This is a genomic window from Niallia taxi (assembly GCF_032818155.1).
Taxonomy (GTDB): Bacteria; Bacillota; Bacilli; order Bacillales; family Cytobacillaceae; genus Niallia; species Niallia taxi_A.
Window position 1 is genome coordinate 2,171,416 of the sequence record NZ_CP102589.1, and the last position, 16,331, is coordinate 2,187,746.

24 protein-coding genes are annotated in these 16,331 nt (G+C 33.8%); 21 read left to right on the forward strand and 3 right to left on the reverse strand.

Going from position 1 to position 16,331, the window contains the following annotated elements; all coding sequences use genetic code 11:
• Positions 1-24 precede the first annotated feature (24 nt).
• A complete protein-coding gene (locus NQZ71_RS10765) occupies positions 25-1,326 on the forward strand; it encodes a metal-dependent hydrolase family protein (protein ID WP_317010582.1) in 1,302 nt (433 codons plus the stop codon).
• Positions 1,327-1,417: 91 nt separating this feature from the next.
• On the opposite strand, the gene NQZ71_RS10770 is transcribed toward NQZ71_RS10765, so the two are convergent.
• On the reverse strand, positions 1,418-1,828 hold the full coding sequence (locus NQZ71_RS10770; protein WP_144453319.1) for a DUF4275 family protein: 411 nt from the start codon (positions 1,826-1,828) through the stop codon (positions 1,418-1,420).
• 209 nt (positions 1,829-2,037) lie between these two features.
• On the opposite strand from NQZ71_RS10770, the gene NQZ71_RS10775 reads away from it, so the two are divergent.
• From NQZ71_RS10775 to NQZ71_RS10795, 5 genes are all read left to right on the forward strand, one after another.
• Positions 2,038-2,553: a YxiJ family protein gene (locus NQZ71_RS10775; RefSeq protein ID WP_317010583.1), complete on the forward strand. Its 516-nt coding sequence runs from the start codon at positions 2,038-2,040 to the stop codon at positions 2,551-2,553.
• A gap of 114 nt (positions 2,554-2,667) precedes the next feature.
• Positions 2,668-3,030: a hypothetical protein gene (locus NQZ71_RS10780; RefSeq protein ID WP_394374128.1), complete on the forward strand. Its 363-nt coding sequence runs from the start codon at positions 2,668-2,670 to the stop codon at positions 3,028-3,030.
• 221 nt (positions 3,031-3,251) lie between these two features.
• Entirely contained in the window at positions 3,252-3,449 is a 198-nt protein-coding gene (locus NQZ71_RS10785) for a helix-turn-helix transcriptional regulator (RefSeq protein ID WP_144453323.1), read from the forward strand.
• A 531-nt stretch (positions 3,450-3,980) separates the two neighbouring features.
• Positions 3,981-4,478 (forward strand): GNAT family N-acetyltransferase, encoded by a 498-nt coding sequence (locus NQZ71_RS10790; RefSeq protein WP_317010585.1) that lies wholly within the window; start codon positions 3,981-3,983, stop codon positions 4,476-4,478.
• Positions 4,479-4,544: 66 nt separating this feature from the next.
• On the forward strand, positions 4,545-4,898 hold the full coding sequence (locus tag NQZ71_RS10795; protein ID WP_144453329.1) for a hypothetical protein: 354 nt from the start codon (positions 4,545-4,547) through the stop codon (positions 4,896-4,898).
• A 123-nt stretch (positions 4,899-5,021) separates the two neighbouring features.
• Here the strand turns inward: NQZ71_RS10795 and NQZ71_RS10800 are convergent, their stop codons facing one another.
• Positions 5,022-5,354 (reverse strand): hypothetical protein, encoded by a 333-nt coding sequence (locus NQZ71_RS10800; RefSeq protein ID WP_260055478.1) that lies wholly within the window; start codon positions 5,352-5,354, stop codon positions 5,022-5,024.
• 335 nt (positions 5,355-5,689) lie between these two features.
• On the opposite strand from NQZ71_RS10800, the gene NQZ71_RS10805 reads away from it, so the two are divergent.
• The 4 genes from NQZ71_RS10805 to NQZ71_RS10820 all read left to right on the forward strand — a co-directional run bounded on the left by NQZ71_RS10805 (position 5,690) and on the right by NQZ71_RS10820 (position 8,475).
• Positions 5,690-6,163 (forward strand): MarR family transcriptional regulator, encoded by a 474-nt coding sequence (locus tag NQZ71_RS10805; RefSeq protein WP_317010586.1) that lies wholly within the window; start codon positions 5,690-5,692, stop codon positions 6,161-6,163.
• Between the two features lie 145 nt (positions 6,164-6,308).
• The gene (locus NQZ71_RS10810; RefSeq protein WP_317010587.1) at positions 6,309-7,544 is read left to right on the forward strand and encodes an MFS transporter; all 1,236 of its coding nucleotides are present in this window, start codon (positions 6,309-6,311) and stop codon (positions 7,542-7,544) included.
• A 173-nt stretch (positions 7,545-7,717) separates the two neighbouring features.
• A complete protein-coding gene (locus NQZ71_RS10815; protein ID WP_144453337.1) occupies positions 7,718-7,927 on the forward strand; it encodes a hypothetical protein in 210 nt (69 codons plus the stop codon).
• 140 nt (positions 7,928-8,067) lie between these two features.
• On the forward strand, positions 8,068-8,475 hold the full coding sequence (locus NQZ71_RS10820) for a DUF2500 domain-containing protein (protein WP_275007801.1): 408 nt from the start codon (positions 8,068-8,070) through the stop codon (positions 8,473-8,475).
• A 180-nt stretch (positions 8,476-8,655) separates the two neighbouring features.
• Here NQZ71_RS10820 and NQZ71_RS10825 read toward each other — a convergent pair whose 3' ends face one another.
• A complete protein-coding gene (locus NQZ71_RS10825) occupies positions 8,656-8,961 on the reverse strand; it encodes an antibiotic biosynthesis monooxygenase family protein (protein ID WP_144453341.1) in 306 nt (101 codons plus the stop codon).
• A 182-nt stretch (positions 8,962-9,143) separates the two neighbouring features.
• Between NQZ71_RS10825 and NQZ71_RS10830 the strand changes: the two genes are divergently transcribed.
• From NQZ71_RS10830 to NQZ71_RS10875, 11 genes are all read left to right on the forward strand, one after another.
• On the forward strand, positions 9,144-9,644 hold the full coding sequence (locus NQZ71_RS10830) for a GNAT family N-acetyltransferase (protein ID WP_186303934.1): 501 nt from the start codon (positions 9,144-9,146) through the stop codon (positions 9,642-9,644).
• A gap of 39 nt (positions 9,645-9,683) precedes the next feature.
• The gene (locus NQZ71_RS10835; protein ID WP_317010588.1) at positions 9,684-10,286 is read left to right on the forward strand and encodes a DJ-1/PfpI family protein; all 603 of its coding nucleotides are present in this window, start codon (positions 9,684-9,686) and stop codon (positions 10,284-10,286) included.
• Positions 10,287-10,579: 293 nt separating this feature from the next.
• Positions 10,580-11,542 carry a helix-turn-helix transcriptional regulator gene (locus tag NQZ71_RS10840; RefSeq protein WP_317010589.1) on the forward strand — a complete coding sequence of 321 codons (963 nt, stop codon included), beginning with the start codon at positions 10,580-10,582 and terminating at the stop codon, positions 11,540-11,542.
• A 74-nt stretch (positions 11,543-11,616) separates the two neighbouring features.
• The gene (locus NQZ71_RS10845; RefSeq protein WP_317010590.1) at positions 11,617-12,249 is read left to right on the forward strand and encodes a type 1 glutamine amidotransferase family protein; all 633 of its coding nucleotides are present in this window, start codon (positions 11,617-11,619) and stop codon (positions 12,247-12,249) included.
• Positions 12,250-12,289: 40 nt separating this feature from the next.
• The gene (locus NQZ71_RS26195) at positions 12,290-12,472 is read left to right on the forward strand and encodes a DUF4181 domain-containing protein (protein ID WP_394374103.1); all 183 of its coding nucleotides are present in this window, start codon (positions 12,290-12,292) and stop codon (positions 12,470-12,472) included.
• Positions 12,444-12,689: a hypothetical protein gene (locus NQZ71_RS10850; RefSeq protein WP_317010591.1), complete on the forward strand. Its 246-nt coding sequence runs from the start codon at positions 12,444-12,446 to the stop codon at positions 12,687-12,689. The genes NQZ71_RS26195 and NQZ71_RS10850 overlap by 29 nt, the downstream gene beginning before the upstream one ends.
• A gap of 57 nt (positions 12,690-12,746) precedes the next feature.
• Positions 12,747-12,950, forward strand: coding sequence for a hypothetical protein (locus NQZ71_RS10855; RefSeq protein WP_260055485.1), 204 nt, complete (start codon positions 12,747-12,749; stop codon positions 12,948-12,950).
• Between the two features lie 17 nt (positions 12,951-12,967).
• Positions 12,968-13,531, forward strand: coding sequence for a hypothetical protein (locus NQZ71_RS10860; protein WP_317010592.1), 564 nt, complete (start codon positions 12,968-12,970; stop codon positions 13,529-13,531).
• 401 nt (positions 13,532-13,932) lie between these two features.
• Positions 13,933-14,565: an AAA family ATPase gene (locus NQZ71_RS10865; RefSeq protein ID WP_317010593.1), complete on the forward strand. Its 633-nt coding sequence runs from the start codon at positions 13,933-13,935 to the stop codon at positions 14,563-14,565.
• Between the two features lie 205 nt (positions 14,566-14,770).
• A complete protein-coding gene (locus tag NQZ71_RS10870; RefSeq protein ID WP_260055488.1) occupies positions 14,771-15,313 on the forward strand; it encodes a GNAT family N-acetyltransferase in 543 nt (180 codons plus the stop codon).
• Positions 15,314-15,538: 225 nt separating this feature from the next.
• Positions 15,539-16,246, forward strand: a complete 708-nt coding sequence (locus NQZ71_RS10875; protein ID WP_275007794.1) for an aspartate/glutamate racemase family protein — start codon at positions 15,539-15,541, stop codon at positions 16,244-16,246.
• Positions 16,247-16,331 lie beyond the last annotated feature (85 nt).

A 16,331-nucleotide genomic window follows, 5' to 3' on the forward strand; every position in this document is an offset into this window, starting at 1 on the left:
TAAATGTAAGGAGGACAATATTTCATGAAGACAGGTTACGCATTAAAGAACTGCCAGGTAATATATGGAGAGATGGGAAAAAAAGCTGATACAAATAGGACTATTTTAATTAATGAACAAGGGATAATTCAGGATATCGGAAAATCAGACGATCTTTCAGTTCCAAGTAATTATGAAACGGTGGATATTTCAGGGAAATATGTAATGCCGGGCCTCATCAATGCCCATGTCCATCTTTTTGCGGATGGTAAACCTTTTTCATTGTCTGTCAGTGAAGGAATGCTGAATTTTGCGTATCATCATATCTTGGATACGAAAATTGGCAGAAGTGTATTAAAGAAACGAATGAAAAAAAACGCCATTACTGCACTTCACGCTGGTGTAACAACGATGCGCAGTGTTGGAGAATTTTTCTATCAGGATGTTCACTTAAGGGATGAAATAAAGGCAAACAAATTTGTTGGACCAAATCTGCTTGTATCGGGATATTTTCTGAGTGTGACAGGCGGACACGGGGCACCTTATTTGGCTTTAGTCGGCGACTCTCCTTGGGAAGCGCGCAAAAATGTCAGAATAAATGTTAAAAACGGAGTGGACTTAATCAAAATTTGTGTCACTGGCGGTGTTACTGATGCAAAAATGGTCGGTGAAGCTGGCCGCTTACAGATGACAGAGGAAGAGGTTGCTGCCATTTGTAAGGAAGCACATAAACTCGGCATGCGCGTTGCAGCACATGTAGAAAGCACAGAGGGAGTAAGAATCGCTCTTCGAGGTGGAGTAGATACGATTGAACATGGTGCAGAGATGGATGAAGAAATTATCACATTATATAAAAAAAATCCTAACGCATTAAAGGGCTACACGGCATTAATACCTACATTGCAGGCAGGTTATCCTAGTGCAAAATTAGACAGAAGTCTTACAAGGGTGAGTGAAACAGTGAAGGAAAACTCGCGACTTGTCTATGATTCCATGCTGAAAGGAGTACAGCAGGCAGTAAAATATGATATTAAAATGGGAATTGGAACAGATGCAGCCATGCCATTTGTGACCCACTATGATATTTGGCGGGAATTAGACCATCTTATGAGACAAACAAATCTGAACCCAATCCAACTGATTGAAAAAGTTACAAAAACAAATGCAGAAATTTTAGGAATCGATGACCTGACAGGGACAATAGAGCTTGGAAAACAAGCAGATTTAATCGTGCTAGACCAAAATCCGTTAGACAATATAAAAGCATTGGCGGATATATCAATGGTTATGGTTAAAGGCAATCTTATTAAAGCGCCAGCTGTTAAAAGAATGAAGGAAGTGGATTAGCTGCTTGATTTGGTTTGGTAGATTGGAAGATTGATAGAGAAAAAATAATGAAAAACACTTGCCAATTCAATGGCCGAAAAGTGTTTTTCATTTATTTGCGTTGAATAAAATATGGACCGCATTCTGTTTCATGTGTCATGATAAAAGTCCATTTGTTATTCCAATCCATTACATACATGTCATTATAATACATATCACCTTCTATATAAGGTAGGTCCTTTATTGTAAGTGTGTCTGCATGCTCATATAGGTATGCGTCATCAATAAACTGATAAAATATTGTATATTTATGCTTGGCTTGCTGATGAAATGCTGTTATTGCATCATCTTGCTTAAGACATTTTACCTTTTCCCAAGAACATAAGTGCCACAGAAAATCATTCAGCCAAATCTCCTGTTGTTCTTTTAAGGAAAGATGGCTTGCAAAACATTCACGCCATCTACCACGCAAGTATGTTCCCCACTTCGGAATTTCCAGTTGCTTTAATTGTTTCTTTTCAATAATAATAAGCTTCCTTTCTAGAACTTAAATGTAGTGAATTCCTAGCACACATATCTTGTATTTTTCTGCTGATATTCTTATATATTACTGTATTTGAACAAGACCGAATACAAATTGGGATAAATTTCTATATAATAGATTAGTATATATGTAAATTTAGGAGAATGGGTTTTTAAGTTATGAATTAAATATATGTACTAGGTGATGTGATGGGTGAAAAATTAAAGAAAATAGAGCTAAGCCAATTAGTTCAAGTAAATCATGTGAACAGAAATTCACTTCATGCGGAAGTTCTACATTTCTTTTATAAAATGATAGGGGAAGTTTGTAAAGAAAAATACCCTAATACGATAAAACAGTTGCTGCAGTTATCATTACAAAATCCATTTCCGTATCAAGATTCATCTAAAATTCAACAAGATTTTAAAAAGCAATTATTAGAAGAAGACTGCTTAATCGCTGATTTAAATACATATTGGATGATGATCGCAGGTAGTTTAAGTTTCCTCATAAGAGGTCAATCTAGGAACATCTCTCCTAAATCAATTGCGTGGTTGCAAATGTCTTTCTTTGAAATTTTTAAACAATATCAATTTTTGGAACCTCATATTGATCAATATCCTTATTTTTATAAAGAGTATATTCATTTCGATAAAGCACGCCATTTCATAGTATTTTACTTATTTCTTCAATCATCAAATGATGTAATCAGGGAAGAATTGTAAGAGCTAGAAGGAATAGCATGCCTTTGTGTTGAATCTGTATATCGATAAGAAAAGCAATAATCTGTTTTGCTAAATATTCTACTAGGAGCTGAAATAATGTTCAATCAAAACAAAATGATTCCCACACAAGGAACAGAAGTAGAAGTAGATAATATTTATACTATTTTACCTCCACCTGGAACAATTATTGGTGAGGCAACAGAAGCAGAAATGGATAAAGCAGCAGAGCTAGAAATTAAGCATATGGCCTTCGTTCGCTTGCAAGACATGAACATACAATTTGATGGTACATCTTATAAAGAGCTATTAAAGGATTTTCAAGAATTTGAAGCAGAGACAACTGCTTTTTGGAGAGATATTGCAAGAAGGTTAGCTGTTCCGTATGAGTGGCCAATCAGAATTGACCATGCAAATGGACCAATTTATCTTGGCGAGCATGATATATACGTGGAAGAGGAAGAAGAGACAGAAGATTGATTGCTCCTTTATGGTAGCAGTCTATAAATCAAGTCAGCCCCAAGACCGGCTGACTTGATTTTTTTTGCGTAGATTGTGATGGAACAAACATTTAGCCATTATGTGTTGCTGTAGTTTTAATGAAAAGAAATAAAAAACAAGAATTACTTGAATTTATTTCCAAATTAATGTAAGGTATATATAACATTTGTAATATATATATTGCTTTTGGTGGTGATGCTGTGAAAAATCATGTGAAAATTTCCAGAATGAAAACCTCAATGACGCAAGAACAATTGGCAAGAAATGTTGGGGTTACAAGGCAAACTATTGGATTAATTGAAAAGGGGATGTATAACCCCAGTCTTAATTTATGTATTGCCATTGCTAAACAGCTTAATAAAACATTAGATGAATTATTTTGGGAGGTAGAAGAATAATGAAATCCTGGATAACGTATTTTTTGCCTGACGACGAATATAAAGAGAAACAAATATTGTTTTTTATTACAGAAGCAGCTATACTTCAAATAATTTCAATAATATTAATGCTAATCTTAACTGTTTTTCTAGAATTTTTTTAGGCTGAAACGATTTTACTTATTTCATGTGTGATTTTTCTTATATATGTTACTGCTAGGCATATACTTTCTGGAATAGAGTATTCAGATATCACAACAGAGAAGGCTTTTAAAAAAGAACGAAGAGCTATTCTATTAAAAACTAGTGTTTTTGTCAGCTTTTCATTAATTATATTGGGGATTATAACTATTTTTAATGTCAGTGTATTGTTTGCTAATGAAGATGATTGGATGGCATTTATAGGGTTACTAATTAGCGCAAGCATCTTGATGTTTGGTGCGAACTATATTTCGTTGAAACGCTCCTATAGAAAAAACAAAGAACTACTATAATACTGGATATCAAAAGTTAATATAGTTAGAAGATAATAAAGCTTAGAGGAGGGGCAGCATGGAAATTAAAGTGCTTGAAAAGAAGGATGCTGATCGCTATAAAAAATTAAGATTAGAAGCTTTAAAATTATGTCCAGAAGCCTTTGCATCCAGCTATGAAGAGGAAAAAGAATTCACCCTAGAAACATTCGAGAACAGGTTGAGCAATTCACATTCATATACTCTAGGTACATTTGAAAACGGTGAGCTTTTAGGTGTTGTGACATTGCAGTTAGAGCAAAAAGCAAAACTAAAACACAGGATAACTATTTTTGCGATGTATGTTGCTGTTGAAAAACGAGGAAAAGGCTTGGCGAAAAAGTTATTAAAGGAAGCCATCATAAAATCTAAGCAAATGGTTGGGATTGAAGCAATATATTTAACGGTTGGTGCTGCTAATCAGCCTGCAAAAAATCTTTATAAATCATTAGGCTTTGCAACATATGGAATAGATAAAAAAGCATTAAAAATAGATAATTCCTATCTCGATGAGGAATTAATGGTTTTATATTTTTAGCAGATGTCTAATGGCAGCTATTAATATAGTATGCATTATGGAAAATAATGATTGTGTCAGGAGAGTATGATGGCCATATATTTAGTACAGTTAGAAGCAATACCACATAATGATAATCCCGAAAAGGCAGAATGTATTGGTGCATACGTAAATTGCTGGGTTAAAGCAGACAATATGAAAATAGCATTTCAAACCGCAACAAAGTACGTAAACAATCAAGGCTGGGAAGTAGTTTGCGTAGAGGATCAATTTGAAGTACATCGAGAAATATATGTAGGTGAGGATGGAGAAGTGGAAGAGGAGCTCCTTGACAGCTTAAAATCCTTTGATGACGCAAAGAGAGAAGGAATTTCTGCCATTTATTATACATACTCCACTGAAGATGACATGGAAAAGACAGAGACAGACTGTTTGCATTAAATATCCTTGTGGCAGTAAGCTAAATGATAGGAGTTTAACTAGGCCAGAAGGAATAGAAAACATTAGGTGAGTTTTTCAAATAACAATAAAAAACTCCACATGTGCAGACATGGGAGTTTATATTTAGCTTGCTGGCGGAATTACCTTTGCGATTAATAAAATAAGGATAATTAGTCCAATTACCGTGTAACCGATCGCTACCCATAGCGGTAAATTTACTCTATAAGCAAAGGGTTTCGTCTCTTGAATTATACCAGTTTGTGCAGATACTTGACTGTCAGTTACCCTAGACCAAGCTCCACCAGAGCTATTAAACGAGAATAATAGACCAACAAAAGCAAGGCCAATAAAAAACATTGGTTCAATGAATCGGATGTGAAACAATACTGCGGCAAAATAATTAATAACTACCATTAAAACTAACGTTATTACAGGGGTTATCAGATTTCCTTTCATGCTTGTCACTCCTTATGATGTTTTTATTCTATTGTTAACTTTATCAAATTTTTCCATAAAATTAAACTTTTTTGGAATATTTTACTTTAATTAAACTTTCTGTATTTTTTAAATTGAAATTTGAATAATGGATTCCACACCTGCTAATTGAATGACTTATGTAACCGTTCTGTATATTTTACGCATCCAAATATCATAAAAGAAGTGCCTAAAAAGAACAGACAGCTGATTGGTGTAAACAGCTCCATCTCTAATAACGATGTAATAATGTTGAAATGGAAACAAAAATTCTACTATAATAATGTTAATGCACTAACTGGTAGGAGGTCAGCTAAATGTACAAAGAAGAACAGGTCATTTTGGGATTTAGAGATATATTAAATAAGATAGTTTGGCTTAATAAGCCTAAAATGGAAGAAAGTTTAAAGGGTCATAAGTCATCTGAAGTACATTGTATCGAATTTATCGGTAAAAACGCAGATTCCAATGTAACGAAACTGGCAGAATCCTTTTTTATGACTAGAAGTGCAATAAGTAAAATAACGAAAAAACTTCTCGAAAAAGGCCTAATTGAAAGCTACCAAAAGCCGGAAAATAAAAAAGAAATCTATTTTAGGCTAACAGAGGAAGGTATGGCAATAAACAAAATTCATGATGATCTCCATAAAGAGTTTAGAGAGCGTGACAAAGCAGTATTTGAACAGATAACTGAGGAACAGTTTGACAGTATTCTTTGCTTTGTAGAAATGTATAGTAAGCATTTGGATACGGAAATAAAAAGACAAGAAGTAGCTATCAAGCCTGAATAGGAATGAAACATAAAACACATGCAGCCCAATTCTAATAGGAATTGAGCTGTATTTTTTTGTTTTGATTTTTGTTGACCGGGAAACAAAAAGATGATACAGTATTTTTGTTTCCTCGGAAATAAAAATGTAATTTAGGAGAAATATAATGTTCAAATTTAGATCACAAAAACTTCAAAATACAGAACAAGTTGTAGATAAAAAGGCGTTGATATTCGGTCTTATGTCAGTTTTTCTGTGCGGATTAGGCTTCAGTATTATAGCACCAGTCGTTCCATACTTAGTGCATCCGTATGCTCATAATGATGCAAATCAGGCAATTATAGTAACAGTGCTGACCTCTGTTTATGCAGCCTGTGTTTTTTTAGCGGCACCTGGGCTTGGAGCTTTAAGCGATAGATATGGCCGTCGTCCAATTCTCTTAATATGCCTAATTGGATCAAGTGTTGGCTACATTGTTTTTGGTATTGGAGGAGCTTTATGGGTCCTGTTTGTCGGGCGGATAGTTGAAGGTGTAACAGGCGGGAGTATAAGCACTATCTTCGCCTATTTTGCAGACATTATCCCGAATGAGCAGCGAACAAAATACTTTGGCTGGGTGAGTGCTGTTACAGGTGTAGGCATTGCTGTTGGACCTGCATTAGGTGGATTACTAGCAAAGTTTGGATATTCTGTACCAATGTATGCTGCAGCATTCATAACCTTATTTAATGTTGTATTCGGATTTTTTTATATGCCAGAGAGTCTTAACAAAAACAACAGGCTGAAAAAGCTTACGTTAGTAAGACTAAATCCATTCATACAACTACTAAACATACTTTCTATAAAACATATAAAATGGCTCCTTATCTCAGTATTCTTACTTTCGATTCCTAACGGATCCTTACAGGCAGTATTTTCACAGTTTACGATTGATACTTTCAAATGGGAGCCTGCGATAATCGGACTTATGTTTTCTATATTGGGTATCCAAGACATCCTTTCACAAGGCTTCCTAATGCCAAAGCTGTTGCTGAAATACAATGATGTCCAGATAGGGATGATAGGAATGGTTTCTGAGATTATCGGCTACAGCTTTATGGCAGTATCAGCGTTATTCTCTCTATACCCGCTTTTTATAGCCGGAATATTCCTGTTTGGTTTTGGTGATTCCATCATCGGACCTTCAATCAATGGAATGCTTTCCAAGTCAGTTCAAGCTAGTGAGCAAGGCAGGATTCAAGGCGGCAGCCAATCTATTCAAGCATTAGCAAGAATAATTGGACCGATTATAGGTGGGCAAATCTATGTATCCCTAGGTCATGCTGCACCTGCTTTTATGGGGATAATTTTAATTGCTGCGGCAGTTTTCGTATTAAATAGGTATAAGCATGTGGTGATTTAAACTGCTGACGTTTAACGCATGGAGAATATAGCGTAGCATTGACATACAAGGTTCAAATATTAACATGATAAGAATTGTGTAGGACATTATTAAATCACTTGCGTTATTTGTTAAGTATTTTTCGTTTGTTTTCTACCATATATTTACAATGGTTGACCAAGAGGAGGGGGATAATGCCAAAAACAGTAACTTTTTCATTTAGCAGTACGCAATTTATAGGAACAGAAGCAACAGAGACATTCAGTTTGGAAGAATTACAAATAAAAGAAGATTTAGAGGCTACAGCTTTACAGAAAAGATTGGAGGAGGTCTTTCAAGCTTGGGTGTGGGAAAAGCTAAATATCTCTTATAGTATTATGGTAGAGGAGCATAATCTGTCCTAGCATATTAGATTTTATAGTCCATAATAGCCACTATGTTTGGTGGCTATTTTATTTTGCTTTTAATATAGACACATAGTAAACGAAACTTTATTAATTATTAACCGTATATAATTACAATATTTAGCAGAAGGAGTGTTAACATGCCAGATGATGAATTTTACTTTGGAGATTTTTTATTCCAATTTGGACCCATTTTTATAGGAATTATTTTTATCTTCGTTATTGGTAGTATTTTGTTTACGATATTTAAAGGAATTGGCCAGTGGCATAAAAATGAGCAGTCGCCAAGATTAAGTGTGCCAGCGATAATTAAAGCAAAACGTACAGATGTCAGCAGAGGTTCCAATAATGATAATAATAGTCTTTCTTCCAGTACATATACTACGTATTATGTCACATTTGAGTTCGAAAGCGGCGATCGTACAGAGTTTCATGTTTCTGGAAAAGAATATGGGCTGCTTTCTGAAAATGACACAGGTATTTTGAACTTTCAAGGCACCCGTTTTTTAGGATTTGAACGAAATAGTATAAATCAAGAAAATACATGAACAGTAAATTTTGCGAGCCTTCTATAAGATTACCGAAATTATTCTATCAATTTTATACCAAAAACTAGAGCCTAGGAATCTTCCTAGGCTCTGCCTATTTCTCACTCAAACTTGGTCATCCCATTTGTTACTAATCTATTTGCGTATACAAACCGCTCTCAATTTACAGGATATTCATTGTTACTCAGCAACCACCAAAAACTGCTTTACAGTAGGAATAATGGCAGCTAGCTCTTTGTCAGGGTATTTTTTCTCTAGCTCATGAATATCTTTAAACTCTGTGCTTCTAACCCACTTCAAATAATCTTCCTTTGTTTCCCATTCCATATGGACGGTAATTTCTCCCTTGTTTTTTTCTGTTTGAAGGAGGAGAAACCGGATAAAACCGGGATTATTATCTACTAATCGTGAGCGGTTTTTGTAAATTCCAATAACTTCAGCTGCTTTTTCTGCTGGTACTGGAAAAGTTGAATGGACGATAAACATTGGCTGGACACCTCTAACATTTAATTTTCTTTATCGTACCATAAATCTTGTTTGACGAAAATTGATGTGTCAGAAGGAATGCAACGTGGCAATATGGAATTATTATGTAGGAATGTTTGCGGTTTGCAACAATTTTTTCCTAAATCGGTTTTACGTGTGGACATCATAGAGGGGTGGTTGTTTTGCAGGTAAGAGTATTAAAACCAAAGGATGCGAAGGAATACTGGGGTTTGCGGTTGCTTACATTACATCAGCATCCAGATGCATTCCTGCTAACGTTGGAAGAGGAGCAAAAAAGGCTATATCCTATCAAGCGAATTTCCGCTTTATTGAAGGACCCGACAAGGCTTACCATCGGGGCGTTTATAGACGACCGCCTTATTGGCACCATCACACTACAAAAGGAAACCTATAAGAAAATCAAGCATAAAGCAAGTGTTTTATCGTTTTTTATTGAAGATGCTTACCGTAACAAAGGGATTGGGAGAAGGCTTTTGACAGAGGTGATTAACGTTTCAAGAAGACTGGAAATTGAACAATTGCTGTTGGCGGTTGTATCAACAAATACAGGAGCTATTGCTTTATACGAATCGATGGGGTTTACTGTTTTTGGATTGGAAAAAAAGGCCTTGAAGGTGAATGGACAATATTTTGATGAACAACATATGATTTTTTATTTATAATACATAAAAACAAAATCAACAAATGAAGGAGAGGGCAAATTGGAGACAAGAAGTGTCGGCATATTGCTGTTTGATGATGTGGAGGTATTGGATTTCGCAGGACCATTTGAAGTGCTGTCTCTTGCAGGCTTTAAGGATCGTGAGGATGTTAAGCCATTCAAAGTGGAAACAGTTTCTGAGACTGGAAAAAGCATTTCAGCAAGAAACGGTCTGCAAGTCGTACCAGACTATTCATTTGATATAGCACCACATTTTGATATCCTTATTGTTCCAGGAGGTCCTGGCGCTAGATTGACTGAATTACATAATAACAAGCTGATAAACTGGATAAAAGAGCAGGACAAAAGGACAGAAATGACAACATCTGTCTGTACGGGCGCTTTATTGCTGGCACAGGCTGGATTACTTGATGGCAAAAGGGCGACAACACATTGGGCTTCCTATGATTTGTTTGCAGATCTCTTCAAAAAAGTGGAGGTTGTAAGAGAAGTTAAATTTGTTGATGAAGGCAGAATTGTCACATCAGGCGGAATTTCAGCAGGTATTGTAATGGCCTTTCATCTTGTCGAACGGCTAGTTGGAATAGAAGAAAAATGGATAACAGCAAAAAGGATGGAATATGATTTGCCGGAAGATAAATAAAGAAGGCAGTTTTCGCATTGATTGTTTTTTTTTACCGATACTAATAGTTTTACCATCTTTGCAAATTCATAACTAGAAAATGAGCAATCAGGTTACAGAGTGGATATTGAAGAGCAATCACTAGTTGGCTCAAATAACGGAGATTAAAAGGAAACTTTGGTTCGTTATCGGGCAAGATGATATAGTATAAGATTCTATTTTTATAGAAAGCTATCGGAAAGGAACAGTTGATGAGCTATTCCAAAAATCGGAAATATATATTAAAAATAAATTTCATATAGAGGCGGAATTATATGCCTAAAATTGACAATATGTTAGCAATTCTATGGATGCTTCGTTCAGGTAAAAAAATTACTGCGAAACAAATATCAGAAAAGTTAGAAATAAATATAAGGACTGTGTATCGTTATATTGATACAATTTCAACAAGTGGCGTACCTATAATTTCAGAACCAGGACATAACGGTGGATACACTTTATTGAAAAATTTTATTGAGGCTCCTCTTTTTTTTGATTTTGAGGAGCAAACTTCACTATTTCATGCTGCTGTTTTTGCAGAAGAAGCCGGATATTATGGAGGTGAAGCACTAAATAGGGCCATTTCAAAACTAAGAAAATACTCAAATCAAGAGCAGGAAACAAAGATAAACCAACATTTAACTAGTCTTGAAGTAATAAGTCGATTAAGTTCACTCTCTATTGAACCTTTTTTGAAGGAGTTGGAGCGGGCCATTGCTGATGGGTACTCAGTAAAAATTCTTCACCATAAAAGTGGAGAAAAGCAATTAAATTATAGATTGGTAGATCCGTACAGAATTATCTTTTGGAATAATAAGTGGTATGTGATTGGATTTTGCCAACTTAGGAATGATATCCGTAGTTTTAGAGTAGATCGAATTGAAAGTCTAATGCTAACCGAAAATAAGTTTAACCGGCCAGAAAAATTTTCAGCACGTGACTTTTTTATAAAAAGTCTTCTTCCCACTATAAAAGATAAGGAAGGGATTATATCTTTGGTTATTAATGGGGATAAAAGTGTATTGGCTGATATTTGCCAACATTGGTTTTTAGGAAATTATTTACAAGAACGGACTTCAAATCAAGCAGTTTTTCTTCTTGAAAAAGATATATTACATACATATGTACCTTATTTACTTTTACCGTACAATAAATCTATTAAAGTTATTGAGCCAATAAGTCTTAAGAAAAGACTTATTGAGGAGCTATCGGAATTAATAAAATTTCATCAAGTATGATAACTTCCCTGACGTTAACTGTCAGGGAAGTTTTATTATAATAGCTATATCAATTGTGATTGGAGTGTTATTGAATGCAAACAAAAAAAGTTTTTCTATATGTATTTAATACAATGTCGGACTGGGAATGTGGACATTTAATTGCTGAACTAAACTCAGGAAGATATTTCAAAAAAGATTTAGCACCTTTAAGAGTAAATACAGTAGGAGCTAATAAAGAAATAATTACTACTATGGGAGGACTGAGCATAAAACCAGATATATCCCTTGATGCATGTACTCTTGAGAGTAAAGATCTTTTAATTTTACCAGGAGGGACTACTTGGAGTGAAGAAATTCATCAACCTATCTTGGATAGAATTGGCCAAGCTTTAAAGCTTGGCACTATTGTTGCTTCAATTTGTGGTGCAACTGAGGCCCTTGCGAATAGGGGATACTTAGATACTAGAAAGCATACAAGTAATAATTTAGAATACACTAAAATGGTATGTCCTAACTATAAAGGAGAAAAGTTCTATGAGTTGGAATCTGCGGTATCTGATGCGAATTTAGTTACTGCATCAGGAATAGCTCCTATTGAATTTGCGATGGAAGTACTGAAAAAGTTAGATGTATTTGCACCAGATACATTACATTCCTGGTATAACCTAAATAAGACACATAAATCTGAATACTACTTCCGGTTAATGAATTCAATAAATAGCTAAAAAATCAACCCTTTATAAGTTTTACAAAGATAACATTAATATGAAATATAAAAGAATTGATTGGACTATTAGAACTTTAACAATAATTTGCCTTTTGTCAGTACATTTTATATATGTACTGAGAGAACCATGGTTCCTATTGATTAGTTATCTTTTCTCTGCTGAAATTGTGAGAGCAATTATGGAACGAAAGTATGCTGAAGATCCCAATAACCCCTATTGAAAAGGATGTTAAAAGTTATCCAACTAGTACTCCTGGTTCTGTATCAACCTTTGCAGTAGATTACAGCTGTACATACTACCAAATGGCAACTAAAAAAACATATCATAATATTGATTGGTCAGGTTCATTTAGTAATGGAGGAAAAAAGGACGATAGTGTGAGTAGAAAGGTTACTAGAACAAAGTTTTCAAGTGGGAAAAATTGGTGGTGGATTTAAAACGGCTGTAAATTGGAAATTGATTCAGGGGAAAATAGGTATTAATGGAGAAAAAGCTTGGGGGAAACAGACACAGTTGAAGTAAGTCTTACATGGACGATTGAAGGTAGAACAAAACCATCAATTGAATATGGTTCTTCAGCTGTAAAAACAACAGGAAGTATAGTAAAATATAACCGAGAAAAATTAATTAAATCTACTCCGGTTGATGCTAAATATACTTATGAAGAATATTCTAAAAAGACAGTTAAAAAATTCTGAATTGGAGATAAAACTAAATGCTAAAAAGAACTTTTTCATTAAGCTTTATTCTAATTATCATAGGTTTAACACTAGTCGGTTGTGATAAGACTGCATCAGAGGGTATTAGAAACAATCAACAAGAAGAAGTTTCATCATCAGTAACTAACAAAAATATTTCTGCAGACGAACTTACTGGAGATAATATTGCATGGGAACCATTAAAAATTGAAAAAAGAAATAATGGGTTGAATTTTAAAATAAATATAGGCATAAGAGACAGCTATATTGAGAAGTTATCCAAGCTGAATAGTGCATGGTATGTAACAATCTCTGAAAAATCTTCAACATTAGTCGATATACTTAACCCTAAAAGTCCGCCTAAACCAGTTAGTATAAATCTAGATTCACCTTTAAAAAAGGATTCTAATAAAAGTTTTTATTCCATAAACCTTAATGGTGGGTTAGTTGAAAACTTATCAGATGATCAACTTAATCAAGCATTAAACCCAGCAAATTATAAACTAGATATACTAAATGAAAAACAAGAAGTTGTTGCTAAATTTTTTGATATTAATAAGCCATGGTCTTTTAATAATTAATATTAATTATTGCATAGTAAAAAGCTCCCTCAAATTGAGTCGGGCTTTTTATTTTGCGATTACATTTATTAACAGATGTTTCTAATGTGTTGTAACATACTTAGGATTAATGGAGATATTGAATAAAAACATAACTTAAAACTGCATTTTATTTATGGCTTAACCTTTCTTTATGTAAAAGTCTGGACAGCATTCTAATAAGAACTTAATTAATAGTTTGTGAATAGTTACTATTAAATAACAGAGGGCTTTGATTCAATAGGGATTAATACCCTTTTGTTAAAGTCTTATTGCACTATATGGCAGCATTCCTGTAATAAATAAAATACTAGCTTATGATAGAAAAAGGGCAGAATAGTTGAACAAGAAGTATTCTATTATAAGAAGACTGGAGGGATAATATGGCAGTAATTTGTTTTGAAGGAGCAAGTGCAGTAGGGAAAACAACAACGGCTATTGAAATTGCAAGAAAAACGAATACATACATCATTCCGGAGGTAGATCTTTTATTCGAACGTTCTAAAAGTGAAACAAAAACTTGGTATTTAGAACGCCAGGTAGAACGTTGGCAAATTGCACAAGAAAAACTTAAAGAATATGATACGGTAATTCTCGATGGTGATATATTTCAACCGATAAGTTATAACTGGTGTTTTGACTTTAAATTATTTAATCAAAATTTGGATTTTATTTATGATTCTTATCTAAAGGAAATAAAAGCAGGTAGAATAAAGTTTCCAGATAAATATTTTTATTTATACACTAGCCAAGCAAATCTGAGGTATCGTAAGGAAAATGATGATTCAAGAAAAAGAGGGAATTTTGAAAAGCATTTAGAAATTGTAGAACCTCACCAACGTTATTATGAAGCGTTAAATCAATTTGTACCTAATTATGTTCAACCAATGGAAGCAAAAAACATAGAAGAAAATATAAAAGAAATTATAGATAACCTGCCTTCATCTTCTTTAAGTAGGAGTTCAGAAAAGTTACTTCATAGCATTACAAATTGGTTAAAAAATAACAAGGCATAACTTCTTCAACAAATGGGGGCGTTAATCCAGTAAGAATCAATGTTTCTTAATTGCTCTGGTACTAAAGTGGCAGGTTTGTTGAAGAAGGTTTTTTCTTTTTATTGGAGAATAGTTATTATGATGAATGTAGGCGATATCTAAAATTAGATATTGTCTTTTTCTTTTATAGAAAATAGAAATCATTTCGTCTTGGGGGACTCTTATTATGAAATATGATGAAAGCAATAAGATGATTACTACAGAAAGGCTAGTAATTAGATTATTCCAAGAATCTGATGCAGTAAATGTAGCTAACCTTTGTAATAACTATAATATTTATAAAAATACACTTTATTTACCTTATCCATATTCAGTGGATGATGCTAAATCTTGGATTAAAAACCATCTTGAAAATTTTAATAATGAAATTTCTTATGAATTTGCAATAACTGCTAAGGAAAATGGTGAGTTATATGGAGCTATAGCACTATCAAGCAATCAAGAGTCTAAGAATGGTGAAATAGCATACTGGATTGGTGAAGAATTTTGGGGAAATGGATATGCAACAGAGGCAGCGCAAGCAATTTTATGGTTTGCATTTAATGAAAAACACTTACACAAAGTATTTGCTCGTTACTTTAAAACAAATCCAGCCTCAGGAAGAGTTATGCAAAAGTTAGGGATGAGGGAAGAAGGAGTATTAATTGATCAGATAAAGAAGGATAATCGTTATTTAGATTTGGTTTATTATGGAATCATTAACTCATAAAGATACACAATCGGGACAGCATTCCTGTAAAAAAATTTAGTATGTTCTTGTAACAATTATTGCAGCATTTCTGTAATAAATGAAAACTTGCTTATGGTAGAACGGGGCAGCATTCCTGTAATAAATGAAGTGAATCTTTCTTGTATCACAAACGTGGCAGACAACTTCAATTAAGGGTATATGATAATATTTTTTCATAAGAATAAAAAAAGGGGGTGATTTCTGTTGATAGAAAAAACTTATAAGAACATTGGAATTGTAGCTGTAACATCAGAGGGAGCTGCACTGTGCTATAAAAATATTGTTTCTGAATCAATGAAACGAATAGGAAAGAATATTCATCCAGAAATCTCACTTCATAATGTTTCATTCTCTGATTATTATCAGGCATTAGTAAATGATGATTATCAAAAGATAGTAGATATACTGCTTTATTCCATAAAAAAACTTCAACTAATGGGAGCAGATTTTGCTATTATTCCCGCAAATACAATTCATTGCGTATTTAATGAAATCCAAAAGATGTCGCCAATTCCTTTATTAAGTATTTTGGAAACAACTTCGAAGGAGTGCCAACTTCAAAAATATAAAAAAGTGTGTGTTTTAGGAACCATTTTTACCATGCAAGGAAAATTATATAAAGAATCATTTGAAAAGTGCGGTATAGATTTATTTACACCATCTATGGAAGAACAAGAGGTTATTAACTCCATAATAATGGATGAGTTAATACCTGGTAAAAACAATAATAATTCAATAGAAAAAGTAATATCAATAATCAATAGGGTCAAATCATCTGAATGTGATGCAGTTGCCCTTGCTTGTACTGAATTACCGGTCATAATAAATAATGATAATTCTCCACTACCTGTTCTTAATACAACTAATTTACTATCAAGTGCAGCATTAGAATTAGCGATTAATAATAAATAGTTAAACTAAACGGACAGCATTCCTGTAATAAATGAAAAACTAGCCTATGGAAGAAACAAGGCAGGATAGTTTAACAAGAAAACAT